Annotated in this window: 21 protein-coding genes and 2 tRNA genes; 9 read left to right on the forward strand and 14 right to left on the reverse strand. The window is 59.3% G+C overall.

Annotation, left to right across the window (positions count from 1 at the left end):
* Window positions 1–20: 20 nt before the first annotated feature.
* Window positions 21–97 (reverse strand) — tRNA-Pro (locus ACQZ60_RS09000).
* Window positions 98–363: 266 nt separating this feature from the next.
* Here ACQZ60_RS09000 and ACQZ60_RS09005 point away from each other — a divergent pair.
* Together ACQZ60_RS09005 and ACQZ60_RS09010 are read left to right on the forward strand one after the other, a co-directional pair.
* On the forward strand, window positions 364–669 hold the full coding sequence (locus tag ACQZ60_RS09005) for an ETC complex I subunit (RefSeq protein WP_035262963.1): 306 nt from the start codon (window positions 364–366) through the stop codon (window positions 667–669).
* A 48-nt stretch (window positions 670–717) separates the two neighbouring features.
* A tRNA-Arg gene (locus ACQZ60_RS09010) sits at window positions 718–794 on the forward strand.
* Window positions 795–1,178: 384 nt separating this feature from the next.
* On the opposite strand, the gene ACQZ60_RS09015 is transcribed toward ACQZ60_RS09010, so the two are convergent.
* The gene (locus ACQZ60_RS09015; protein ID WP_448735105.1) at window positions 1,179–1,817 is read right to left on the reverse strand and encodes a hypothetical protein; all 639 of its coding nucleotides are present in this window, start codon (window positions 1,815–1,817) and stop codon (window positions 1,179–1,181) included.
* Window positions 1,818–1,891: 74 nt separating this feature from the next.
* Window positions 1,892–2,047, reverse strand: a complete 156-nt coding sequence (locus ACQZ60_RS09020) for a hypothetical protein (protein WP_080707327.1) — start codon at window positions 2,045–2,047, stop codon at window positions 1,892–1,894.
* A 237-nt stretch (window positions 2,048–2,284) separates the two neighbouring features.
* On the opposite strand from ACQZ60_RS09020, the gene ACQZ60_RS09025 reads away from it, so the two are divergent.
* Genes ACQZ60_RS09025 through ACQZ60_RS09035 form a run of 3 tightly spaced genes read left to right on the forward strand, consistent with a single transcriptional unit; the run spans window position 2,285 to window position 5,518 of the window.
* The gene (locus ACQZ60_RS09025; protein WP_448735106.1) at window positions 2,285–3,586 is read left to right on the forward strand and encodes an efflux RND transporter periplasmic adaptor subunit; all 1,302 of its coding nucleotides are present in this window, start codon (window positions 2,285–2,287) and stop codon (window positions 3,584–3,586) included.
* Between the two features lie 14 nt (window positions 3,587–3,600).
* Window positions 3,601–4,320: an ABC transporter ATP-binding protein gene (locus tag ACQZ60_RS09030; protein ID WP_448735107.1), complete on the forward strand. Its 720-nt coding sequence runs from the start codon at window positions 3,601–3,603 to the stop codon at window positions 4,318–4,320.
* Window positions 4,310–5,518 carry an ABC transporter permease gene (locus ACQZ60_RS09035; RefSeq protein ID WP_448735108.1) on the forward strand — a complete coding sequence of 403 codons (1,209 nt, stop codon included), beginning with the start codon at window positions 4,310–4,312 and terminating at the stop codon, window positions 5,516–5,518. The genes ACQZ60_RS09030 and ACQZ60_RS09035 overlap by 11 nt, the downstream gene beginning before the upstream one ends.
* Before the next feature lie 68 nt (window positions 5,519–5,586).
* Here ACQZ60_RS09035 and ACQZ60_RS09040 read toward each other — a convergent pair whose 3' ends face one another.
* Window positions 5,587–6,114, reverse strand: coding sequence for a DUF6714 family protein (locus tag ACQZ60_RS09040; RefSeq protein ID WP_448735109.1), 528 nt, complete (start codon window positions 6,112–6,114; stop codon window positions 5,587–5,589).
* A gap of 377 nt (window positions 6,115–6,491) precedes the next feature.
* On the opposite strand from ACQZ60_RS09040, the gene ACQZ60_RS09045 reads away from it, so the two are divergent.
* Window positions 6,492–6,767 (forward strand): hypothetical protein, encoded by a 276-nt coding sequence (locus tag ACQZ60_RS09045; protein WP_448735110.1) that lies wholly within the window; start codon window positions 6,492–6,494, stop codon window positions 6,765–6,767.
* Window positions 6,768–6,984: 217 nt separating this feature from the next.
* Here the strand turns inward: ACQZ60_RS09045 and sufA are convergent, their stop codons facing one another.
* The 8 genes from sufA to ACQZ60_RS09085 form a co-directional block, all read right to left on the reverse strand.
* Window positions 6,985–7,374, reverse strand: coding sequence for a Fe-S cluster assembly scaffold SufA (gene sufA, locus ACQZ60_RS09050; RefSeq protein WP_059760334.1), 390 nt, complete (start codon window positions 7,372–7,374; stop codon window positions 6,985–6,987).
* Window positions 7,375–7,480: 106 nt separating this feature from the next.
* Window positions 7,481–7,864 carry an SUF system Fe-S cluster assembly protein gene (locus ACQZ60_RS09055; protein ID WP_003522655.1) on the reverse strand — a complete coding sequence of 128 codons (384 nt, stop codon included), beginning with the start codon at window positions 7,862–7,864 and terminating at the stop codon, window positions 7,481–7,483.
* A gap of 38 nt (window positions 7,865–7,902) precedes the next feature.
* On the reverse strand, window positions 7,903–9,153 hold the full coding sequence (locus tag ACQZ60_RS09060) for a cysteine desulfurase (protein WP_425672459.1): 1,251 nt from the start codon (window positions 9,151–9,153) through the stop codon (window positions 7,903–7,905).
* A complete protein-coding gene (gene sufD / locus ACQZ60_RS09065; RefSeq protein WP_448735111.1) occupies window positions 9,146–10,417 on the reverse strand; it encodes a Fe-S cluster assembly protein SufD in 1,272 nt (423 codons plus the stop codon). Before sufD ends, ACQZ60_RS09060 begins: the two co-directional genes overlap by 8 nt.
* Before the next feature lie 22 nt (window positions 10,418–10,439).
* Entirely contained in the window at window positions 10,440–11,195 is a 756-nt protein-coding gene (gene sufC, locus ACQZ60_RS09070) for a Fe-S cluster assembly ATPase SufC (protein ID WP_003522658.1), read from the reverse strand.
* Between the two features lie 114 nt (window positions 11,196–11,309).
* A complete protein-coding gene (locus ACQZ60_RS09075; RefSeq protein ID WP_448735112.1) occupies window positions 11,310–11,651 on the reverse strand; it encodes a GIY-YIG nuclease family protein in 342 nt (113 codons plus the stop codon).
* A 58-nt stretch (window positions 11,652–11,709) separates the two neighbouring features.
* Entirely contained in the window at window positions 11,710–13,179 is a 1,470-nt protein-coding gene (gene sufB, locus ACQZ60_RS09080) for a Fe-S cluster assembly protein SufB (RefSeq protein ID WP_448735113.1), read from the reverse strand.
* 197 nt (window positions 13,180–13,376) lie between these two features.
* Window positions 13,377–14,546 (reverse strand): cysteine desulfurase family protein, encoded by a 1,170-nt coding sequence (locus ACQZ60_RS09085; protein WP_448735114.1) that lies wholly within the window; start codon window positions 14,544–14,546, stop codon window positions 13,377–13,379.
* 211 nt (window positions 14,547–14,757) lie between these two features.
* Here ACQZ60_RS09085 and ACQZ60_RS09090 point away from each other — a divergent pair, with 211 nt between their 5' ends.
* The gene (locus ACQZ60_RS09090) at window positions 14,758–15,435 is read left to right on the forward strand and encodes an alpha/beta hydrolase (RefSeq protein WP_035263309.1); all 678 of its coding nucleotides are present in this window, start codon (window positions 14,758–14,760) and stop codon (window positions 15,433–15,435) included.
* A 233-nt stretch (window positions 15,436–15,668) separates the two neighbouring features.
* Here ACQZ60_RS09090 and ACQZ60_RS09095 read toward each other — a convergent pair whose 3' ends face one another.
* On the reverse strand, window positions 15,669–16,796 hold the full coding sequence (locus tag ACQZ60_RS09095) for an anhydro-N-acetylmuramic acid kinase (RefSeq protein ID WP_448735115.1): 1,128 nt from the start codon (window positions 16,794–16,796) through the stop codon (window positions 15,669–15,671).
* A 148-nt stretch (window positions 16,797–16,944) separates the two neighbouring features.
* Between ACQZ60_RS09095 and tyrS the strand changes: the two genes are divergently transcribed.
* Window positions 16,945–18,198, forward strand: a complete 1,254-nt coding sequence (tyrS, locus tag ACQZ60_RS09100; protein WP_269827537.1) for a tyrosine--tRNA ligase — start codon at window positions 16,945–16,947, stop codon at window positions 18,196–18,198.
* Window positions 18,199–18,437: 239 nt separating this feature from the next.
* Here the strand turns inward: tyrS and ACQZ60_RS09105 are convergent, their stop codons facing one another.
* Window positions 18,438–21,821, reverse strand: a complete 3,384-nt coding sequence (locus ACQZ60_RS09105) for a hypothetical protein (RefSeq protein WP_448735116.1) — start codon at window positions 21,819–21,821, stop codon at window positions 18,438–18,440.
* 234 nt (window positions 21,822–22,055) lie between these two features.
* Between ACQZ60_RS09105 and ACQZ60_RS09110 the strand changes: the two genes are divergently transcribed.
* The gene (locus ACQZ60_RS09110; protein ID WP_020810868.1) at window positions 22,056–22,523 is read left to right on the forward strand and encodes a peroxiredoxin; all 468 of its coding nucleotides are present in this window, start codon (window positions 22,056–22,058) and stop codon (window positions 22,521–22,523) included.
* The last annotated feature ends 13 nt before the right edge of the window (window positions 22,524–22,536 follow it).

The following is a 22,536-nucleotide window of genomic DNA, read 5'->3' on the forward strand; positions in this document are numbered from 1 at the left end:
ATCATTTCAAATAGATGAAATGGTCGGAGTGGAGAGATTCGAACTCCCGACCCTCTGGTCCCAAACCAGATGCGCTACCAGACTGCGCTACACTCCGCCGAGGCGATGGCTGGGGAATACACGGTTCACCCGCAGTCCGCAACAGGGAAATTCATCTTTGTTCAGCCACGGCCCCGATGAGCAAAACGTAATCTCGAAACGGCAGCGCACGATCGGACGGCAAGGGGATAATCGTCTTGACTCTCACCTGAAGTCAGTCCATTTCAAATTCAACGTTCCTGACACGATTTGGTTATTCTATTCAGGTACGTGATGAATAATTCGGGGCGTTTCGCCCCGCTGTCCAACCGGAGCAGTTTCGACATGTCTGCGAAGATTTACCGCCCTGCAAAAACCGCCATGCAATCCGGCAAGGCGAAAACCAATGTCTGGGTTCTGGAATTCGACGCCGAGGTTCCGCGCAAGATCGATCCGATCATGGGCTACACCTCCAGTTCCGACATGAAGCAGCAGCTCAAGCTGACATTCGAGACGCAGGAACAGGCCGAAGCCTATGCCCAGCGCAAGGACATCGAATATCGCGTCATCCAGCCGAAGGAAGCGACCCGCAAGGTGGTTTCCTACACCGACAATTTCCGTTTCAACCGCACCCAGCCCTGGACGCACTGAAACACGACGATCAAAGTTATTGCCGGAGTATCGATTGCCCGGCATGACGGCCCCTTAGCTCAACTGGATAGAGCAACTGCCTTCTAAGCAGTAGGTCGCAGGTTCGAGTCCTGCAGGGGTCGCCACCTTCCCTTTTGTCAATGAAGAATGGTTGGGTCTGATAGCAGCGCGCGATCGGTCTACGTTGGCATCTCTGCTATTCTTCATCTTTCTCCATTTCACGAGATAACCGAAACCCGGTCCGATCAGCTACCGCCGACAACCTATTCAACAAGGGTCAGAGGTCGCTCGTTCAGATCGTGGCCAGTCACGTAGAGAAAGAGAAAAACGCGACCACACCGCCGATCAAGAGGGTGATTGGAAAAAACACACTGTCGCTAAAGCTTTCATTCGATCCACTCTCTTGGCCTTGTTGATAAGGTATTGGGTATGATCCCGTTGGCAAACGCTTTTACAGCGGCGACGGCAAGTCGATTGGACAGTATTACGCCGACAGCGGCCATTGAAAGTCAGCCGTCGAAGCGCTCCTGCAACAACTGCCTGCCACGCGCTAGTGCGCTTTCGATTGTGTCTCCATCCCACGAGAACTCCAAAAGTCTCTGCTGAGAATCTTTCGTAACGCTCATGTTGACAACACCGGGCTTAATCCTTGTGGAGGCCCAATCGTACTTATAGCCATCGTCCGTCACTTTGCCTGAAAACATCGCATCAAGGTGACGCTCGACGGTCCTGTTTAGAGGTTCCCAAGTATAATCCTTGATCAGAAGGCAGACCTGATGGTCATAATGTTCCGCTTCGAAAACTACAGTTGTCCGGTTGTGAGATGACCACTCCACCGACGTCGACGTCCTCTTTACGTCGACATTCAGATCATCGCATCCCATGCAACCGCACCCGCAGCGGCCTATGGTGAGATGACCTTCGTGCCCTTCGGTGAGCTGGCGAATAAGGTCGGAGGGATCGAGACCCAGGTGATCTTTTCCAATCCAGTCCGTGCCATCAACGGTAAACCTCACTTCGTAAGTGTTGTCTTCGTGATTAGGGAGGATTTGATAACACAGGCTGCTCATAATAACTTGACGGTACAGACATGTTTCCATGTCCGCAATGGGCCAATAGCCATCATCAGAATCAGCGACGGCGGCCACACGCTTTAGCCAATTTGCATACTTGCGCCGTCCACCCTCCCCCAAGCAAGAACGCCAGCGCCAGCCCCTTTACCTTACCCCTGCCCCATCAACGTGAAATACCCCCACACCGCCACGAAAAACGCAATGACAGCCGCAATCGTCAGAGCCTTCTTCGCTTTCGGCCCCAGCGGTTCGCGTGGTTTTTTCGGCGGCACCGGTTTGCGGAACTTCACCACATTGTCGTTCATTCTATCTTCGTCCTGACTATCGCTGCTGAAAGCTCAGCCGCGTTTATGGCATCGATCTTCCCGGATTTATCTCTAGCAGACCAGAACTATCATAAATATTACCAAGTTTTCACTTCACCCTTGGGGCAAGCTATGTCACTTCCCACAATCAGAGGAATACAGCGGCGACAGATGGACGGACAAACCGGAGAGCGGCGACAACCCTCTGTGGTATTTTGAACTTTGCGGGTGACGAGAATGAATGACGCCAATAAGAGTGGCCGCGATACCGACAACAGCCAGCCCGATCTGCGCGAGATTCTGGGAACGAACAGAAACGGCCGCAAGAAAAAGTCGCGTCGGTATCTTTATGCCGCAGCAGCCCTTGTGCTGATTGGCGGGGGCCTCGGTTATTATTATCAGTCACGCGCGGCAGGTGTCGCCTATAGCTATACCACAGAAGCGGCGCGTCAGGGCGATCTCTCGGTCATCGTCACCTCCACCGGCTCGGTTCAGCCGACGGATCAGGTCGATATATCGAGCGAACTGTCCGGCACCGTGCGCAAGGTCAACGTCACCTATAATAGCCCGGTCAAGGCCGGAGACGTATTGGCGGAGCTGGATACCAACAAGCTCGAAGCCGACGTGCAAAGCGCCCGCGCCAAGCTTGCCTCCGCCAAGGCCAATGTGCTGAAGGCGCACGCCGATCTCGGCTCGGCCAAAACCTCCATGGAGCGCCTGAAATCGCTGGTGCAGAACCGGGTCTCCAGCCAGCAGGATCTGGACGCCGCGCAGTTCACCCATGATGCGGCTGCCGCGACGCTCGAAGTCAACGAGGCGACCGTGCTTTCGGCGGAAGCGGATCTGAGGCTCGCCGAGGTCAATCTCGGCAAGGCCAAGATCGTCTCGCCCATCGATGGCGTCATCCTCACCCGCAGCGTCGATCCCGGCGCCACCGTCGCCTCCTCGCTCAATGCCCCTGTTCTCTTCACCATCGCCGGCGATCTGCGCCACATGGAATTGCAGGTCTCGGTGGATGAGGCCGATGTCGGTAAGGTCGAGACCGGTCAGAAGGCCAATTTTAACGTCGATGCCTATCCCGACCGCAGCTTTCCGGCCGAGATCGAGACCGTGCGCTTCGCCTCCGAAACCGTATCCAACGTCGTGACCTACAAGGGCATATTGACCGTCGATAATGAGGAACTGCTGCTGCGCCCCGGCATGACGGCGACCGCCAATATCATCGTCGAAGAGATCAAGGATACGCTGCTGGTGCCGAATTCCGCGCTTCGTTATACGCCCCCGCGCGAATCCGCCTCCCGTGGCGGCGGGTTGATGAGCCTGTTCCGCCCGCCGCGCATGGGCCGCTCGCAGAACCGCGATGCCGGCCAGGCGGCTGCGGCCGGCAAAAGGACGGTCTGGGTGTTGCGCAACAACGCGCCAGTCTCCGTCGCTATCGAAACCGGTTCCACCGACGGCCAGCATACCGTGGTAAAATCGGGCGAGTTGAAAGCCGACGATCAGGTGATTACCGACGCAACGGCCCGCAACGCCGGCTGACGGAGGACAAGCCCATGCAACAGCCGCCGCTCATCGAATTCCGCGATGTCGTCAAGCAATATGGCCGCGGCGAAGCGACCATCCGCGCGCTCGATGGCGTCAGCCTCTCCATTCATGAGAAGGAATTCGTCGCCATCATGGGGCCGTCCGGCTCCGGCAAATCCACCTCGATGAATATCATCGGCTGTCTGGATGTGCCGACATCAGGCGAATATCTGTTCCAGGGCGTGCCGACCAGCGGCTTCGACAACGAACATCTGACGCTGCTGCGCCGGCACATGCTGGGCTTCGTGTTTCAGGGCTTCAACCTTCTCTCGCGTACCTCGGCGGTGGAAAATGTCGAGCTGCCGCTGATCTATCGCGGTATGAAGGCCTCGGAGCGGCGCGCGCGCGCCATGGAGGCGCTGGCGCAGGTGGGCCTGAAAGGCCGCGAGGACCACACCACGCAGGAGCTTTCCGGCGGCCAGCAGCAGCGCGTGGCTATTGCCCGTGCCATCGTCACCCGCCCCGCTTTGCTTCTGGCCGACGAGCCGACCGGCAATCTCGATACGAAGACCAGCATCGAAATCATGGAATTGATTACCGCGCTCAACCGCGACAGAGGCATCACGGTCGTCATGGTCACCCATGAAGAAGATATCGCCGCCCATGCCGGACGCCTCCTGCGTTTCGTCGATGGCCACCTCGCCTCCGACAGCGCCGCGGACGAACAGGAGACATCGGATGTTCTTTGAAACGTCGCGTCTTGCGCTGCGCGCCATCAGCCGCAACCTCCTGCGCTCCTTCCTCACCGTGCTCGGCGTCGTCATCGGCGTGGCCGCTGTCATCGCCATGGTCACCATCGGCAACGGCACGACCGAACAGGTGAAATCGGAACTGTCGCGGCTCGGCACCAACATGCTCTTCGTGCGCCCCGGCCAGTTCGGCCCCGGAAGGGCCAGCACCGAAGCCAAGCGCTTCGATGACCGCGATGTCGAGGCCATCCGCAACCAGATATCAGGCATCCGCGCCGTCGCTCCGCAGAACCGCAGCTCCGCCGCAACCGTCATTTTCGGCGGCAAGAACCACCAGACAAGCGTCATCGGCACCACCAACGACTATCTGATCGCGCAGGACTGGACCATCGCGCTCGGCCGCGATTTCCAGCCCGCCGAAGATCGCGGCGGCCAGATCGGCTGCATCGTCGGCGAGACGGTGCGGCAGGAACTCTTCGGTGCGGAAAACCCGGTGGGGCAGACGATCCGCGTCAGCAACATCTCCTGCCCCGTCATCGGTGTGCTGGGCAGGAAAGGCCAGTCCGGCCTCGGCGACGACCAGGATGACACGGTCATCATGCCGCTGAAAATCCATCAGCGGCGCATCGGCGGCACCACCACCATTTCCTCGATCATGGTCTCTGCGCAGGACGGCGTATCGACTGCCAAGGTGCAGAGCGACCTGCAGAACCTGCTGCGCGAGCGCCGCCGCATCGGCATCGGCCGTGAGGATGATTTCACCGTCAACGACATGACGCAGATCGCCTCGGCCATGACCGGCACGACGACGCTGCTGACCGGGCTTCTCGGTGCGGTCGCGGCCGTCAGCCTTCTGGTCGGCGGTATCGGTATCATGAACATCATGCTGGTTTCGGTGACGGAACGCACCCGCGAGATCGGCATTCGCCTTGCCATCGGCGCACTGGAAAAACAGGTGCTGACGCAGTTTCTGGTGGAAGCCGTCATGCTGTCGGCCTTCGGCGGCCTTGTCGGCATCCTCACCGGCCTCGGCCTCGCTTATGCTGTCGTCGGGTATCTCAACGTGCCCTTCGTCACCAGCCCGTCGATCATCTTCCTCGCCTTCGCCTTTTCGGCGGCCATCGGGGTGATTTTCGGCTACTTCCCGGCACGGCGGGCGGCGAGCCTGAGCCCGATAGAAGCCTTGCGGCATGAATGAAAGCCGGCGTTCAAACCGCAACCGGCTTTATGTAACAACCTCTTCCCGGGGATTGACCCGATCCGCTTTTAATCGCTCACCAGGAAGCGTGCACTATCCACCCACTCTTCGAGCGCGCGCTCTATGTCGTCCTGACAGGACGGCAGGTTCTCCTTCTCACTGATGGCGCGGAGATACATTTCCACGGCATTCCGTTGCAAAGGGGTCAGTAAGGAAAACGTCTCCTGGCATCCGCACAAATAGGGTGCGAATTCGTGCCTGTAGTCGCCATCGAGATCGGCGATCATATAGGCGGGCAGATGAAATCGCATTCCTTCAGCATCAAGGAAGGCGGGGCTGCCGGAATGTCTGTTGAGGTCCTTCAGCGGGATTACCGCCCAATCATTCTTCTCATCGCCAGCACGACATGCGGCGCGAACCTCATTGCTCGCATAATCATCAAGCGCCTGCGCCTCGGAGAGGCCGACGCCGCCACCCAGGGTAACACCCGCAAATGCCTCTCGCACCGCGGCTTTCGCATTCGCAATATCGTCGGGTTCCGGCTGCATCAAATCGTCTGCCTGTTCAATGATGGGCTCCCCCACTCCCGTCACCATGCACTGTCGGCCAGTCTCCACCCTCGGTCCGTTCGAGCGCGGGACTATTCAACGCGTCACCCCTGGATGCCCCAGATCCCTTTATCTCCTCCCAATAAAACGCAAGGCAAACAATACCGGCAATCAGCGTCAGGCCAGCCACGACGCTGGCGACGATCAGCCCTATCGTCCAGATATCAATCGAGGCGCTACTGATGTCCATCCCGGTTCACTCCCCACGATCAATCCTGCCAGCGGTCCGAAACGCCTTCCAGCATGGTCGGCAGGCGGTTCCGCACCTACCGCCAAACCTCGCAGAATATCCGATATCCTTGCTGATCTTGCGTCAGGGCGTCAATCGGATAGGCTCGCCCTCAAGTTTACCGGATGGAGTTTGGATGTTCAAATCGGTATCGGACAGCGCCGCTGCCGCAGACGGTGGTTCGCTCGCCCTCTTCGTCGAACGGATTGACGGACAGACGGAGCTGTTTGTGATCAATCGCTCCCTCGCGTCACGCGGGACGCCCGACTATAACAAAGTCAGCTCAAGCCTTAGGCCGCTTGCCGAGGAGGATTGCGCAATGATCGCGGCGGCTCTCGAACCGCTGTTGATAACGACGCCATCAATTCATCCGCTGGCGGATTTTATCGATACGCTGAAACAGCAGTCATAATCCTTCGAAAGCTGATTTGCGCGGGGCGCAGTCTGCGGAAAAAGAATCTGAAACCTCTCATCCGTCATTCTCGGGTTTGACCCGAGGATCTACAAACGTCTCAAGGGATTTGACGGGGATGGATCCTCGGGTCAAGCCCGAGGATGACGTCGCGTTTGTAAGAACGCTGTGTGCATAAGAAAGGTCTGTCTCTCCATCGCAGAGATAGCGTAACCAATCAAACGCTAGCTTCAGCCTCACGCTGCTTCGCCAGCGCCGCCAGATCGGCCGGCTTCAGCTCAACCGATTCACCGCAGCCGCAGGCGGATGTCTGGTTCGGATTGTTGAAGGTGAAACCGGAGCGCATCTTGGTCACTTCGAAATCCATCTGGGTGCCGAGCAGATAAAGCACGGCGGAAGGCTGAACCCACACCTTTGCCCCTTCGAATTCAACCAGATCGTCCTTCGCATCCGGTTCGGTCACGAGGTCGATGGTATATTCCATGCCCGCGCAGCCGCCCTTCTTGATGCCGACGCGCACGCCCCTGGCATCCGGTCCGGAATTTTCGACGATTGCTTTAACGCGCGAGGCAGCAGCCCCGGTCATGGTCATGATCGCAAAGCCCATGGGCTTAATTCTCCTTCGACAATCGAGTTCAAGGCTCGATGCTTATGGATTTCAATCTAATAGCGCCTGAGAGTGTCATCAAGAGATGACACCCGTCAAAATCACGTCAATACCAGCCGACGGCAACCTGTGCCTCTTCCGACATGCGATCCGGCGTCCATGGCGGATCGAAGGTCATTTCGACCACGACACCGGAAACACCCTCGACGGCGCCAACAGCATTTTCCACCCAGCCCGGCATTTCACCGGCCACCGGGCAACCGGGCGCCGTCAGCGTCATGACAATCTTGACCATCCGGTCGTCTTCGATGTCGATCTTGTAAACGAGACCGAGTTCGAAGATATCGGCCGGAATTTCCGGATCGTAGACGGTCTTCAGCGCCGCAATCACATCGTCGCTGAGGCGTGCCAGCTCATCCGGCGGAATGGTGGACACCTTTTCCTGAGCTTCGGTCGCATCCTGGGTCTTTGCAGTGGCTTCGGCAGTCATGGTCTTAAACCTCAATCCTGATCTCTCAAATCCCGACATCAGGCGAAAAATTTGCGCGCATATTCCAGCGCCTCAACAAGAGAGTCTACTTCGGCGCGGGTATTGTAAAGGCCGAACGATGCCCGGCATGTGGAGGTAACGCCAAAGCGTTTCAAGAGCGGCATGGCGCAATGGGTGCCCGCACGTACCGCAACGCCGCGCCGGTCGATCACCATCGAGACATCATGGGCGTGAATGCCCTCAAGCTCGAAGGAGAAGATGCCGCCCTTGTCAGGCGCATTGCCGATGATGCGCAGCGAATTGATCTCTCGCAGACGCTCGGCGGCGTAAGCCGCAAGATCGGCCTCATGCGCGGCAATCGCCGCCCGGCCGAGATTGTCCATGTAGTCAAGCGCGTAACCGAGGCCGATCGCCTGCACGATAGGCGGCGTGCCGGCTTCGAAACGGTGCGGCGGCTCGTTGTAGGTGACATTGTCTTCGGAAACGTCGAGGATCATCTCGCCGCCGCCCTGGAACGGCCGCATCTCGCGCAGGCGATCCGCCTTGCCATAGAGCACGCCGATGCCCGAGGGGCCGTAAAGCTTGTGGCCGGTCATCACATACCAGTCGCAATCGATATCGCGCACATCGACCGGCATGTGAACCGCGCCCTGCGAACCGTCGACCAACACCGGAATGCCGCGCTCATGCGCAATGCGGCAAATTTCCTTGACCGGCACGATGGTGCCGAGCGCATTCGACATATGGGTGATGGCAACGAGCTTGGTGCGCTCCGTCAGGCTCTTTTCGAAAGCCTCGATATGAAACGCCCCGTCATCATCCACAGGCACCCAGACGAGCTTCGCACCCTGCCGCTCGCGGATGAAGTGCCACGGCACGATATTGGAATGATGCTCCATGATCGAAATGACGATCTCGTCGCCCTCGCCGATCTTCGGCATGCCATAACCGTAAGCGACCGTATTGATCGCTTCCGTTGAGGATTTGGTGAAGACGATTTCGTCCACCGAACCGGCGTTCAGGAAACGGCGCACCTTTTCGCGCGCCGCCTCATAGGCGTCGGTTGCGGCGTTGGAGAGGAAATGCAGGCCGCGATGCACATTCGCATACTCATTGGCATAGGCATGCGAAACGGCGTCGATCACCACCTGCGGTTTTTGAGCGGACGCGCCGTTGTCGAGATAGACCAGCGGCTTGCCATAGACCTCGCGCGACAGGATCGGAAAATCCTTCCGCACGGCTTCGATGTCATAAGGGGCCGCCAATGCGGCGCGTTCGCTCTCAGGCATGATGTTCCAGCCAGCCGGAGATGATCGTCTCCAGCGCCTCTACCAGATTTTCTTCTTCCAGTTCCTCGACGATCTCGGCAACGAAGGCGTTGACGAGCATCGCCCGCGCCTTGGCCCGCGGCACGCCGCGCGCCATCAGGTAATAGAGATGATTGTCGCTGATATCGGCAACCGTCGCGCCATGGCCGCACTGAACATCGTCAGCAAAGATTTCCAGTTCCGGCTTTGCCGAGAACTCGCCATCGTCGGACATCAGCAGCGTATTGCACGCCATCTTCGCATCGGTCTTCTGGGCATCGGGCGCCACCCGGATCATGCCCTGGAAAATGCCCTTTGCGCGGTCGAACACCACGTTGCGGAATACTTCCGTCGAGGTCGTATTCGGCACGTTGTGGCCGAGAACCATCGTCACGTCGGTATGGGTTTCGCCACCAAGGAGGTTGACGCCGCGAACGATGAGGTCAGTGCCCTCGCCTTCCACATCGATGCGCAGTTCCTGACGCACCAGCTTGCCGCCGGCATTGACAATGAACAGGCGAATCTTGGCGTCCGCGCCGATTTTCATGCGCAGCTGGCCAAGATGGATATCGGCAGCGCCCTGTTGCTGCAGGATGATCCAGGTCACTTCCGCGCCATCCTCGACCACGATGTCGCTGACGGAGGAAACGAAAGCCGCATCCGAAGTCACCGAAAGGTGACGCTCGATGACGGTTGCCTTGGAACCCTTGCCGAAGCGGACCGGGAAGCGGCTGTGAACCTGGCCTGCGCCATGGACCGCCTGCAATTCGATCGGCTTCTCGATCTCGGCATCGGCCGGGATCTCGAGCACCAGACCGTCGCGCACGAAGCTGCCATTGATGCGGCCAATCGCGTCATCCTTGCTGGCTTCAGCGAGGCCAGCGGCAGCGGAACCATCGAGCAGGCTTTCGGCAAAGCGCGAAACACGGACATCCTCAATCTTGCCGATATCGGCCGTGCCATGCTGCAGATAGGCAACCAGCGAGCCGGCAACCGTCGGCGCCAACTTCTCGATAACAGGCGCGGGCCGGTCTTCCGGAACGGCGCGCAGCAGGCTTTTCAGATCGGTATAGTGCCACGCCTCGATGCGGCGGGTCGGAAGACCGCCGGTCTTCAGATCGTCGAACAGCACGTCACGCGCGGCAACAACAGCGCCGTCGCCCGGCAATTCGCTGAACTTGGCGGTGTAAGCGTCGACCAGCGCGGTTTCCGCTGGCGTCAGCCGGTTGGTAGCTTGAATGTTCATGGACATCACCTCCTGGCCCGACTTAGGCCGCTTCACCGATGATGTCGGCGTAACCGTTGTTTTCCAGTTCCAGCGCCAGCGCCTTGTCACCCGAGCGGATGATCTTGCCCTTGTAGAGAACGTGAACGCTGTCAGGCACAATGTAATCAAGCAGGCGCTGATAGTGGGTGATGACGACAGTGGCGCGATCCGGCGACTTCAGCGCGTTAACGCCGTCAGCCACGATCTTCAGCGCGTCGATGTCGAGGCCGCTATCGGTTTCGTCGAGAACGCAGAGCTTCGGCTCCAAGAGCGCCATCTGCAGGATTTCAGCGCGCTTCTTCTCACCGCCGGAGAAGCCGACGTTCAGCGGACGCTTCAGCATTTCCATGTCGATCTTCAGATCGCCGGCCGCTTCCTTGACACGGCGGATGAAGTCCGGCGTCGTCAGCTCGGACTCGCCGCGCGCCTTGCGCTGCTCGTTCATCGCAACCTTCAGAAACTGCATGGTGGCGACGCCGGGAATTTCGACCGGGTACTGGAAGGCAAGGAAAATACCCTTGGCCGCACGCTCGGCGGCGTCCAGTTCCAGAATGCTCTCGCCGTTGTAAAGAATGTCACCGGAGGTAACTTCATAATCTTCGCGGCCCGACAGGATGTAGGACAGCGTCGACTTGCCGGAACCGTTCGGGCCCATGATGGCAGCGACTTCACCAGCGGCAACCTTCAGGTTGAGACCCTTGATGATTTCGGTTTCGGTATCGGCGATCTTTGCGTGCAGGTCGATGATTTCAAGCATGGTATGGTTCCTGTTCATGGTGCGGTTTCAAGGACCGCCTCGAAGACCCTGTTTGCGGGTCGCTCTCAATTCTCACATCCGTCATCCTCGGGCTTGTCCCGAGGATCTAATCCGTTAATTGTAGTCGCCCCACTTCCGCGTATTTTCGTGCGGCCGATAGGCGTTGTCGATTTCGTTGATGCGCTCGTAAAGGTCCATCCAGGTTGGATTTAGTTCTTCTATCAACCGAATTTTCCATTCGCGCACGTAACGCTTCAACGATTTCTCCCGCTGGATAGCCAGCACGATATTTGGATGGGTTTCGAACCAGACGAGGTTCTTTGCCCTGTATTTCTCGGTATAACCCTTCTGCGACGCGGTACGATGTTCATATATCCTTCCCGGCAGGTCGCTGGTGACACCGGTGTAGATCACACCTCGCGGCTTTTCGTACATCATGTAGACGAAACCGCTCATCGCCGCATCCCACGTAGCAGATCCTCGGGACAAGCCCGAGGATGACGTCGAGCAAGAGTTAACCCACGGACCCTTCCAGCGAAATGCCGATCAGCTTCTGCGCTTCCACGGCAAACTCCATCGGCAGTTCCTGAATGACTTCCTTGACGAAGCCGTTGACGATCAGCGCGATCGCCGCTTCTTCGGGAATGCCGCGCTGCAGGCAATAGAACAGCTGGTCTTCGGAAATCTTCGACGTCGTCGCCTCGTGCTCGAAATGCGCGGACGAGTTCTTCGCCTCGATATAGGGCACGGTATGCGCGCCGCACTTGTCGCCGATCAGGAGCGAGTCGCACTGCGTGAAGTTACGCGTGTTGGTCGCCTTGCGGTGGGCCGAAACCTGGCCGCGATAGACGTTTTCCGAAAAGCCGGCGGCGATGCCCTTTGCGATGATGCGGCTCGACGTGTTCTTGCCGAGATGGATCATCTTGGTGCCGCTATCGATCTGCTGATGGCCATTGGAGACCGCGATCGAATAGAACTCGCCACGGCTGTCATCGCCGCGCAGGATGCAGGACGGGTATTTCCAGGTGATGGCCGAGCCGGTTTCCACCTGCGTCCACGAAATCTTCGAACGGTCGCCGCGGCAATCGCCACGCTTGGTCACGAAGTTGTAGATGCCGCCCTTGCCTTCCTTGTCGCCCGGATACCAGTTCTGGACGGTGGAATATTTGATTTCGGCATCGTCGAGCGCCACCAGTTCGACCACGGCGGCGTGAAGCTGGTTCTCGTCGCGCTGCGGTGCGGTGCAGCCTTCCAGATAGGAGACGTAGGCACCCTCTTCGGCGATGATCAGCGTGCGCTCGAACTGGCCGGTGTTCTTCTCGTTGATGCGGAAATAGGTGGAAAGCTCCATCGGGCACCGCACGCCCTTCGGCACGAAGACGAAGGAACCGTCGGTGAAGACGGCCGAGTTCAGCGTCGCGTAGAAATTGTCCGTCGTCGGAACGACAGAGCCGAGATATTTCTTCACCAGTTCCGGATGCTCGCGCACGGCTTCCGAAATCGACATGAAGATGACGCCGGCTTTCGCCAGTTCCGCCTTGAAGGTGGTGACGACCGAGACGCTGTCGAACACGGCATCCACGGCGACCGGGCGCTTTTCGACGCCGGCGAGGATTTCCTGTTCCTTCAGCGGAATGCCGAGCTTCTCATAGACCTTCAGAAGCTCCGGATCGACTTCATCGAGCGACTTCGGGCCGGGCGTGCTTTTCGGCGCCGCGTAATAATAGAGATCGTTGAAGTCGATCTTGGGGTAGCTGACGCGTGCCCATGTCGGCTCTTCCATCGTCAGCCAGCGCTTGTAAGCCTCAAGACGCCATTCCAGCATCCATTCCGGCTCCTGCTTCTTGGCCGAGATGAAACGGATCACCTCTTCCGAAAGGCCCTTCGGGGCCTTGTCGACTTCGATATTGGTTTCGAAGCCATATTTATACTGGTCCACATCGATCTGGCGGACCTGATCGATCGTTTCCTGAACCGCTGCCATGTCGTTCTCCAATCTCGCCGGAGCCAAGGTCCGGTGGCTTGTCAACGTATCAAGGCGGAAAGCCGCCTTATCCATCTTCGGGCAATGTCACCGCGCCGTTAAGCGGGGCGGAGCTTATACCCATGTAAGTGCGGGATGGCGCTTTTCACACATCCCGGCAAGCGGAAAATTGCTATTCCGCAATTCTTTGCCGCATTTTAAGCGGCCTGACCGGAAAGCCTGCGCCGCCCGGCAATTTTCGTGAACGCCGCAAGCGTCCGTTCTATATCGGCCTCATCAGTTGCATGGCCAAGGGAAATCCTGAGTGCGCCAAGCTTGGGATCACGCCCCATCGCCGTCAGCACATGGCTTTCCCCCACCTTGCCGGATGAGCAGGCCGAACCGGCAGAGAGCGCAATGCCTTCAATATCGAAAGCGATCTGCCCCGTTTCCGCCTTCAGGCCCGGCAGGGTGAAAAACGTGGTATTGCCAACGCGGGCAACGTCCTCGCCGTGGATGATCACATCCGGCGCACTCACCCGCATACCGTCTTCCAGCCGTGTGCGCAGAGCGGCAAGACGCGCCGCTTCAATCTCGAGATTCCGGGCAGCAACAGCGGCAGCGGCGCCAAAACCGATGACCGACAGGGTATTCTCCGTGCCGGAACGATGCCCCTTCTCCTGCCCGCCGCCATGAATAAGCGGCTTCGGCATCATCACCTCGCCGCGAGAGACCAGCGCGCCAGCCCCCTTGGGGCCACCGAGCTTGTGGGACGAGACAACAAGGAAATCGGCATCGAGCGCATTGATATCGAGCGGGACACGACCTGCCGCCTGCACGGCGTCGACCACCATCAATCCGCCCGCCGCATGCACCAGCCGCGCCGCTTCCGCCACTGGCTGGAGGATGCCGGTTTCGTTATTCACCATCATGCAGGCAACCATCGGCAGGCCGGTGGAAGCATCATGCGACGACAGCAGCGCCTCAAGCGCGGCAAGATCGATGACGCCCGCTGACGTAACGGGAATTTCCGTAACGTCAGCCTTGCCGAACCGGCCGCCTTCGCGGAAAGCGGGGTGCTCGATGGCTGAAACATAAAGATGGCCATAGCGCACTGGAGCGCGCCCCATCCTGAAATCCGGTGTCAGCACCAGATTGGCGGCTTCCGTCGCACCGCTGGTAAAGGTGACATGGGCGGCCTGCGCACCGGCAAGCGCTGCAACCTCGCGGCGGGCGGCCTCGACGGCAGCGCGGGCGGCACGCCCTTCCCGGTGGACGGAAGACGGATTGCCGGCAAGATCGAGCGCCGACACAAGGACATCGCGCACGGCGGGCAAAAGCGGCGCCGTGGCGTTCCAGTCCATATATGTCCGCGTCAAAACCGTCATGACGATGAGGCTTCATCCAATCTTCAATGCGCCAAAACGCATTTTTCTTGAAATTACAGTTGCGCTTGCCTTATGACACCACCCGAGTGCTTTAGCACACGCAAAGTTTCGAATTATTCTAAACTGCGTTCTAGAAAAGATGACAGAGTTCGTCAAGTCTTCTCATCGGAAGAATGCGGTTGGAGAATGAAAAAACACGACCGGAGTACCAATGCCCGAAGTCATCTTTAACGGCCCTGCGGGTCGCCTCGAAGGCCGTTATCAACCCTCCAAGGAAAAGAGCGCGCCGATAGCGATCATCCTTCATCCGCACCCGCAGTTCGGCGGCACGATGAACAACCAGATCGTCTATCAGCTCTTCTATCTTTTCCAGAAGCGCGGCTTCACGACGCTCCGGTTCAATTTCCGCTCCATCGGCCGCAGCCAGGGCGAATTCGACCACGGCGCCGGCGAGCTTTCCGATGCCGCTTCCGCTCTCGACTGGGTGCAGAGCCTGCATCCCGATTCGAAGAGCTGCTGGGTGGCCGGTTATTCCTTCGGCGCCTGGATCGGCATGCAGCTCCTGATGCGCCGCCCGGAAATCGAAGGTTTCATGTCGATTGCGCCGCAGCCCAATACCTACGACTTCTCCTTCCTCGCTCCCTGCCCGTCGTCGGGCCTCATCATCAACGGCGATAGCGACAAGGTCGCGCCTGAGAAGGATGTGAACGGCCTGGTGGAGAAGCTGAAGACCCAGAAGGGCATCCTCATCACCCACCGCACCGTTCCCGGCGCCAACCACTTCTTCAACGGCAAGGTGGACGACCTGATGGGCGAATGCGAGGACTATCTCGACCGCCGCCTCAACGGCGAACTGGTGCCGGAGCCGGCGGCCAAGCGTATTCGGTGATTGGCTGCGTATTTAAAGCAGGCCTTGATCGACCTATTATGATCCCGGCGGGCTTGGCTTACCCCCCTCTGCCCTGCCGGGCATCTCCCCCTCAAGGGGGGAGATCGAATCGTAGCACAGCCTTTCGGCCATCTTGAACGTCCCAGCTGAGGCGAAGAGTAAGCCTCCTGCTGATCTCCCCCCTTGAGGGGGAGATGCCCGGCAGGGCAGAGGGGGGTGAGCCACACCCACCGTCACCCCTTATGCCGCACCAAAACCCCACCCGTCACCGGCTCCCTCACCCCCGTCGTACCGGGATAGGTCAGCGGCAAACCCTTCAGCGAGCGCACGGCCAGATACGCCCAGGCCTCCGCCTCCATCGCCCCGCCATCGAAACCCGCCTCTTCCGCCGCGATCACCCGCGCTCCGGACTTTGCGGCAAGGTCTGCAAACTCCGCCATGATCACCGGATTGAGCCGCCCGCCGCCACAAACCACATAGGTTTTCGCAGCCTCCGGCAGATAGCTCGCCGACTTCAGAATGGCGGCACCCGTCAGATGCGCCAGCGTCCGCGCCCCATCCGCCAGCGAGACTTCCCCTTTTTTCGGCGGCACGAAATCGCCGCGGTCCAGCGACCGGCGGATATTGGCTGAAAAAAACGGGCTTTCCATATAACGCGCCACCAGCGACGCGACGACGCTGCCGCCAGCCGCCGTCCGACCGCCCTTGTCGAAGGCTTTCCCCGTATGCGCCTCGATCCACTGGTCGATCAGCATATTGCCGGGGCCACTATCGAAAGCGGCAAGCCGCCCCGCCTCGCCTATATAGGTGAGATTGGAGATGCCGCCGATATTGACGAAGACGGCCGGTGTTTCGAACCCATCGGGCAGATTGGCGGAAAGCGCCATGTGATAGGCCGGGATCAGCGGCGCGCCCTGCCCGCCATGCACCATGTCATTGGCCCGCATGTCGTAAACCACATCGATGCCGGTTTCGGAGGCCAAAAGCACGCCATCGCCGATCTGCACGGTCAGCGCCTCATCCGGCCGGTGCAGCACCGTCTGGCCATGAAAACCGATCACATCGATATCGCCGGGCTGGAGCCGGTGACGATGGAGAAAGGATTTGACCGCCGCCGCATGGGCGAGCGTCAGCTTGCGCTCGGCCTCCGCCAGATCGCCGGGACGTTCACGCCGTTCCCGAATAGCTTTGGCCGTGACCAATGCCTTCTGCCAGATGGCGCGCAGGCCCGGATCATAGGGGAAATATCCACTCGGCCCATGCCGCACCACGCTTTCGCCATCCGTGCGCAAAAGGGCGATATCGATGCCGTCCATCGATGTGCCGCTCATCAGCCCGATTGCCGTTTTGACCTCGCCCACCTGCCGCTCCCCTGCAATCACGAATCATCATGGAGTGAATCCCGACATTCATGGCCGAAACGGGTGCACATTTCAAAAAACAATGATAAAGCCGCGACGGTCATTGGTTTTCGATGGCCGCAAAGATCAAACCAGAAAGTAAAAGGTTATGTCCAGGTTCAAGTCCGATTTCCTCCGCACGCTCGATGAGCGCGGCTTCATTCACCAGATCTCCGATGAGGCAGGTCTCGACGAACTGTTCGCCAAGGAAACCGTGACCGCCTATATCGGCTATGACCCGACGGCTTCGAGTTTGCATGTCGGCCACCTCACCCAGATCATGATGCTGCACTGGATGCAGAAGACCGGCCACCAGCCGATCTCGCTGATGGGTGGCGGCACCGGCATGGTCGGCGACCCCTCCTTCAAAGAAGAAGCCCGCAAGCTGATGACGATCGACATGATCGAGGACAACATCACCTCGCTCAAGCATGTCTTCGCCAACTACCTCGACTACGACCGCACGGAAAATCCGGCGCTGATGATCAACAATGCCGACTGGCTGCGCGGTCTGAACTACCTCGAATTCCTGCGCGATGTCGGCCGCCATTTCTCGGTCAACCGCATGCTGTCCTTCGACAGCGTGAAGACGCGCCTCGACCGCGAGCAGTCGCTGTCCTTCCTCGAATTCAACTACATGATCCTGCAGGCCTACGATTTCGTGGAGTTGAACCAGCGCACCGGCTGCCGCCTGCAGATGGGCGGCTCGGACCAGTGGGGCAACATCATCAACGGCATCGATCTCGGTCACCGCATGGGGACACCGCAGCTCTACGCGCTGACCTCGCCGCTGCTCACCACCTCTTCCGGTGCGAAAATGGGCAAGTCCGCTTCCGGCGCGGTATGGCTGAACAAGGACCTGCTGCCGGTCTATGATTTCTGGCAATACTGGCGCAACACGGAAGATGCGGACGTCGTTCGTTTTGCGAAACTCTTCACCACGCTGCCGATGGATGAGATCGCCCGTATTGCCGCCCTTGGCGGATCGGAGATCAACGAGGCGAAGAAAATCCTCGCGACCGAAGTGACCGCGATCCTGCATGGCCGTGCCGCTGCCGAAGAAGCTGCCGAGACGGCGCGCAAGACCTTCGAGGAAGGCGCACTCGCCGAAAACCTGCCCTCCATCGAGGTTCCGACATCCGAACTCGATGCCGGCCTCGGCGTTCTCTCGCTCATCGTCCGCGCCGGCCTCGCCGGCTCGAACGGCGAGGCCCGCCGCCACGTCCAAGGCGGTGCGGTGAAGATCAACGACGTCAGCGTTTCGGATGAGCGCCAGACGGTCGGTTCCGGTGAAATCACCGGTGACGGCGTCATCAAGCTGTCGGTCGGCAAGAAGAAGCACGTTCTGGTTCGCCCGGCGTAAGACTTACAAAAACATCGTGCCGAGGACTGCGAAAGCGGTCCTCGATGCGCCGATACCCCCACTTCCGTCATGCCGGACTAGATCCGGCATCCAGCCGCGGTGCGTCTGCGCCGTGAAAGGGCTCCCGCGCGATCAAGGACTTGATCGCACTGGACCCCGGATCAGGTCCGGGGTGACGGAGTGCGGATGCACCCGTTCTCGCCAAACAGCCGCTTGCGCCAAGCTTTGCGACGCTCCATTCACTGAAATTCGAAAATCTGCCGGAAGACGCCCGGCGCGATCAGAGACAGCGGATTGATCGTCAGCTTCGGCTGGTCCGTCTGGCCGGAGAGCTTGAAGGTGATGCCGAGCAAGCCCCGGTCGCGGCCATTGCCGAGGAAGATGCCGATGAAGGGCAGCTCGCCGAACAGCCGGTTCAACCCATAGGCGGGCATGAAGGTGCCGGTCATATCCATGCGGCCGCTCTGGTCCTTCAGCAGCCCCTGGAAGGTCGCGCCGATCTGTTCGCCGCGCACGACGCCGTTTTCCACCGCCACCGAACCGTTGACATAAACCAGCCGGGCAAAGCCGCGCTGGAATTTTTCCGAGCTGACATCGATATTGCGGCGCACCGCATTGTTGAGGCTTCTGCCGTCCTCGCCGGTTGGCGTGGCGACGATATCCTGAAGCTTGGCTTCGTTGACGACGGCAAAATTGCGCAGGTCGAGCGATCCGCTCCAGTCGCTGCCATTGGAGGTCGTCAGCGCAAGGTTGAGAAGGCCGCCGCGAATGCGGCTGTAGATATTGGCGAAACGGGCGAGCGACCCCGCATCGCTGCTGGTCAGCGTCACGGTTCCCGTCGCCCCGCGATTGACGGTCTGCGCCACCACCGCCTGGCCGTTGCCGGTGACGCCTCGGAAATCGATCGAGCGGACCTTGCCGTCCCGCACGCTGACATCGGAACTGACATTGGCAAGGATTTCATCGTTGAACCCATAGACCTTGTCGAATTGCGTCTTGATGGCAAGGGATGGCTGCGAACGCGACGTCCCGTCGCCGCTACCGGAAGAGCTGCGAAGCTTCGAGAGGAAAGGCCTGACATCGGCGGATTTCCCCGATGCATTGATGATATAGCCGTTCTTCGAAGCGGCGACCGAAACGGCGTAATTATCGGAGGGCGAAAGCTGCACGCGACTGAGATCGGCTGAAATCAGCCCGTTCTTGCTGAAGGCGATATCGCCGGCAGCGCCGAAGCCGTCGCCGTCGAGCGAGAAGTCGCTGATCGTCGTGCGCCCGTCTCCCATTTCCATGGTGAAGGTTGCGCTGGCGGGAATGCCGATGCCCTTGCTCCAGCCGAGCCCCGGCAGAATGATCGACGCCTTGGTCAGATCGAGCCGGATATCCTGGCGTTTCGGGTCGGCGCCGTCGATTTCAATCGCCGTCGTGCCGCCGAGGACCGTGGAGAGTTCCGGAGCGAGCTTGGCAACCTGCGTTTCGTTCAGGCTTGCCTTCAGCGACAGCGTCGGTGCGATATCGCTGTTCTTGCGCACCGGCTCCGTCATCACGATATCCATCGGCACGTCGTCCACGCGGCCCCTGCCCCCCAGTTTGAGCTGGCGGTCGTCCAGCGTCATGAAACCGTCGAGCGCAGTCACCTTGTGGCCCGCAAAGGGTTTGGTCAGCGACAGGTTCTTCAGATCGAGATCGGCCGTCCACACCGGCGGAGGCGGATTATGGCTGGAAAGCAGGCCAACGGTCAGGTTAGCATGGGCTTTGACATCGCCGGTGAAATCCTCCGGCTTGAACTGCGTATCCTTGAGCGCATTGATGGGTTTGAGCGCCGCAAGCTCGGCCACGGCATCGGCCGAGCCCGAAACGTTCAGTTCGAGATTTCCAAGCAGCGGCTTGTCGTAAACAGCGGAAATGAGAAAACGGCTGTTTTCCAGCGCGAGTGACCGGTTCGACGGGAAATAGGATGTCCCCCGCTTGATATCGACGGCCATCTTGCCGCCGACGAGATCGAAATGCGCATCGACATCGCGCAACGGCGGAATGTCGCCGGTGGTATTGAGACGCGTATCGTCGATATCGAAACGGATCTGCATCTCGCTTTCGCCGAGCACCAGCGGGCAGCCGGGGCCGCACATCCGTCCCTGCGGGATGAAGATCGCGATTGAACCATTGGTGACGGTGCCGCCGTAGAGATTGGACACCACCCAGTCGCGCGGCTTGTGCGCCATCCAGAACGGCCAGAGCTGCTTGACCGCCGTGGCCTCCATCTTCGGAATCTGCCCGCCGAAACTGATTTCCGGCGACCCCTGGCCGAACCGGATTTTCAGCGATCCCGCCATGTCTCCAAGCGGGCCTGTCACGTAAAGCGAGGGAACGTCGAGCTGCTTCGTCGCCGCCGTAAAATGCCCGTCCGCCTTCAGGCTGAAAGGAACCGGGGCCTCGCCCGAAGCTTCGGACGAAGCAACGGCGTTGTCGATCCGCAGCGAAAGGCCGAAACCGTCTTCCGTATCGCTGATTTCACCGGCGACCGGAAGAATTGTCCGCCCGAGCTCCAGCCGCGAATTGTCGATGACAAGGGTACTTTTGGCAAAGTCATAACGCGCATGGACATTGCCAGCCGTAAAGGTCTGGGACTCGCCGCCGATCATCAGCGTTCCATTGCCGAGGCCGAGCGAGATCTCCAGCCGTGGCTCCTGCTCTTCCATGGCGCGCCGAGCGACAATATTGATACCCGTCTTGACGTTCAGGCCTTCATGGAGATTTCCGTCGGGATCGTATTTCTCAAGAAACGGGCCGATATCGAAACCATCGATGCGGGCTTCAAAACCGTCTATCTGGCCACCCGATCCGGAAGTCTGCAGCGACACGCTGGCAATTTCACCGTTAAACAGCGTTTCTCCATCGAGCGAATATCCGCCCTGCTGATCGGGCGTCAGCGACAATTCACGCACTTCGACGGTGCGCGGCTTGCCCAACTCTCCGGGCGGCAGGTGAACCGAAACGCTGGAAATATCGATTTCCTCGGTTCCGCTGCTCAGAAAAGCCTGAGCGAGCTTGTCGAGCTGCCCGAAGGCCTCCTGCAATTGCTGCGGCACGGCGTCGAGCTTGACGCTGGCGAGATCGAACCCGTTACCCTTGGGCAAAAGCGCCGTATCGAGCTCCATCCCGTCGGCCTCGAGGCTCTCCACCGAGACGCGGCCTGTAAGAAGCGCAAGCGGATCGAGCGCCATGCCGATTGCCCGCGCCCGGCTCATATGCTGGCCGGATTCCTTCTCGATGATATCCACGTCCTCCGCCACCAGCGCAAGGCGCAGCCCGGTGGAAAACCTGATCGCCGAGGAACCGATCCGCGCGCTGTAATGGGGGCCGAGCGCCCTTTCCAGCGCCTGCTGCGCCTGGCTGGAAAGCGTCGCATCGATCGATCCGGTCTCGACGGAAAGAATGATGCCGCCGATGGACAGGAAGGCCAGCACGAAAAGCGCTGCGAAAATCTTGATGAAGGCGCGCACCATGGAGCGCGGCGCCGGGCAATGCACGATGATGGGATCTTCGGCCTGCGCCGAAGGAAGATCGTGCAGCGCAATGATATCGCGTCTGCCGAACTTGACCTTTTCACCCCTTACTTCAGCCATACGCCCGTGTTTGCCCCTGAATAGCTTTTGTTTCGCCGCAACACCGGAGCGGATGGCGAAAAGTGTAAGCGGTTTTCCTCCGGAATGCCGCTCTAATTCTTTAGTCCAGATCACGATTGAGATTTAAGGTCGAAACCATCTGAAATCTCAATCGTGATCTGGACGACGCGCAGTTTCGCTATATATCGAATGTGGCGACTTTCCCTCAACATCCCGGCGAAAGAAAGGTAGATTATGACAGACTTGACGATTGGCGGCCCGGCTCCCGATTTTACTTTGCCCCGCAACGGTGAAGGGACGGTGACATTGTCCAAACTGCAAGGCAAGGCCGTCATCCTCTATTTCTACCCGAAGGACGATACTTCCGGCTGCACCGCAGAGGCCATCGACTTCAGCGCGCTGGGCGGCGAATTCGAGGCAGCCAACGCCGTCGTCATCGGCATTTCGCCCGACAGCGTCAAAAGCCACGACAAGTTTGCGGCAAAACATTCCCTTTCCGTCATGCTCGCTTCCGACGAGGAGAGGAAGGTTCTGGAAGCCTATGGCGTCTGGAAGGAAAAAAGCATGTATGGGAAAAAATACATGGGTGTCGAACGCACGACCGTCCTCGTTGCCCCGGATGGAAAAATCGCGGAAATCTGGAACAAGGTGAAAGTCGCGGGCCACGCCCAGGCCGTTCTCGAGGCTGTGAAGAAGCTCTGAGGGACCAACCCGT

This window comes from Agrobacterium sp. 22-223-1 (assembly GCF_053522385.1).

Bases quoted from the DNA above. Each gene is read 5' to 3' on its own strand.
- ACQZ60_RS09005 (WP_035262963.1), top strand. From the start codon at position 364: ATGTCTGCGAAGATTTACCGCCCTGCAAAAACCGCCATGCAATCCGGC.
- ACQZ60_RS09020 (WP_080707327.1), bottom strand. From the start codon at position 2,047: ATGAACGACAATGTGGTGAAGTTCCGCAAACCGGTGCCGCCGAAAAAA.
- ACQZ60_RS09025 (WP_448735106.1), top strand. From the start codon at position 2,285: ATGAATGACGCCAATAAGAGTGGCCGCGATACCGACAACAGCCAGCCC.
- ACQZ60_RS09030 (WP_448735107.1), top strand. From the start codon at position 3,601: ATGCAACAGCCGCCGCTCATCGAATTCCGCGATGTCGTCAAGCAATAT.
- ACQZ60_RS09035 (WP_448735108.1), top strand. From the start codon at position 4,310: ATGTTCTTTGAAACGTCGCGTCTTGCGCTGCGCGCCATCAGCCGCAAC.
- ACQZ60_RS09040 (WP_448735109.1), bottom strand. From the start codon at position 6,114: ATGGTGACGGGAGTGGGGGAGCCCATCATTGAACAGGCAGACGATTTG.
- ACQZ60_RS09045 (WP_448735110.1), top strand. From the start codon at position 6,492: ATGTTCAAATCGGTATCGGACAGCGCCGCTGCCGCAGACGGTGGTTCG.
- sufA (WP_059760334.1), bottom strand. From the start codon at position 7,374: ATGGGCTTTGCGATCATGACCATGACCGGGGCTGCTGCCTCGCGCGTT.
- ACQZ60_RS09055 (WP_003522655.1), bottom strand. From the start codon at position 7,864: ATGACTGCCGAAGCCACTGCAAAGACCCAGGATGCGACCGAAGCTCAG.
- ACQZ60_RS09060 (WP_425672459.1), bottom strand. From the start codon at position 9,153: ATGCCTGAGAGCGAACGCGCCGCATTGGCGGCCCCTTATGACATCGAA.
- sufD (WP_448735111.1), bottom strand. From the start codon at position 10,417: ATGAACATTCAAGCTACCAACCGGCTGACGCCAGCGGAAACCGCGCTG.
- sufC (WP_003522658.1), bottom strand. From the start codon at position 11,195: ATGCTTGAAATCATCGACCTGCACGCAAAGATCGCCGATACCGAAACC.
- ACQZ60_RS09075 (WP_448735112.1), bottom strand. From the start codon at position 11,651: ATGAGCGGTTTCGTCTACATGATGTACGAAAAGCCGCGAGGTGTGATC.
- sufB (WP_448735113.1), bottom strand. From the start codon at position 13,179: ATGGCAGCGGTTCAGGAAACGATCGATCAGGTCCGCCAGATCGATGTG.
- ACQZ60_RS09085 (WP_448735114.1), bottom strand. From the start codon at position 14,546: ATGACGGTTTTGACGCGGACATATATGGACTGGAACGCCACGGCGCCG.
- ACQZ60_RS09090 (WP_035263309.1), top strand. From the start codon at position 14,758: ATGCCCGAAGTCATCTTTAACGGCCCTGCGGGTCGCCTCGAAGGCCGT.
- tyrS (WP_269827537.1), top strand. From the start codon at position 16,945: ATGTCCAGGTTCAAGTCCGATTTCCTCCGCACGCTCGATGAGCGCGGC.
- ACQZ60_RS09105 (WP_448735116.1), bottom strand. From the start codon at position 21,821: ATGGCTGAAGTAAGGGGTGAAAAGGTCAAGTTCGGCAGACGCGATATC.
- ACQZ60_RS09110 (WP_020810868.1), top strand. From the start codon at position 22,056: ATGACAGACTTGACGATTGGCGGCCCGGCTCCCGATTTTACTTTGCCC.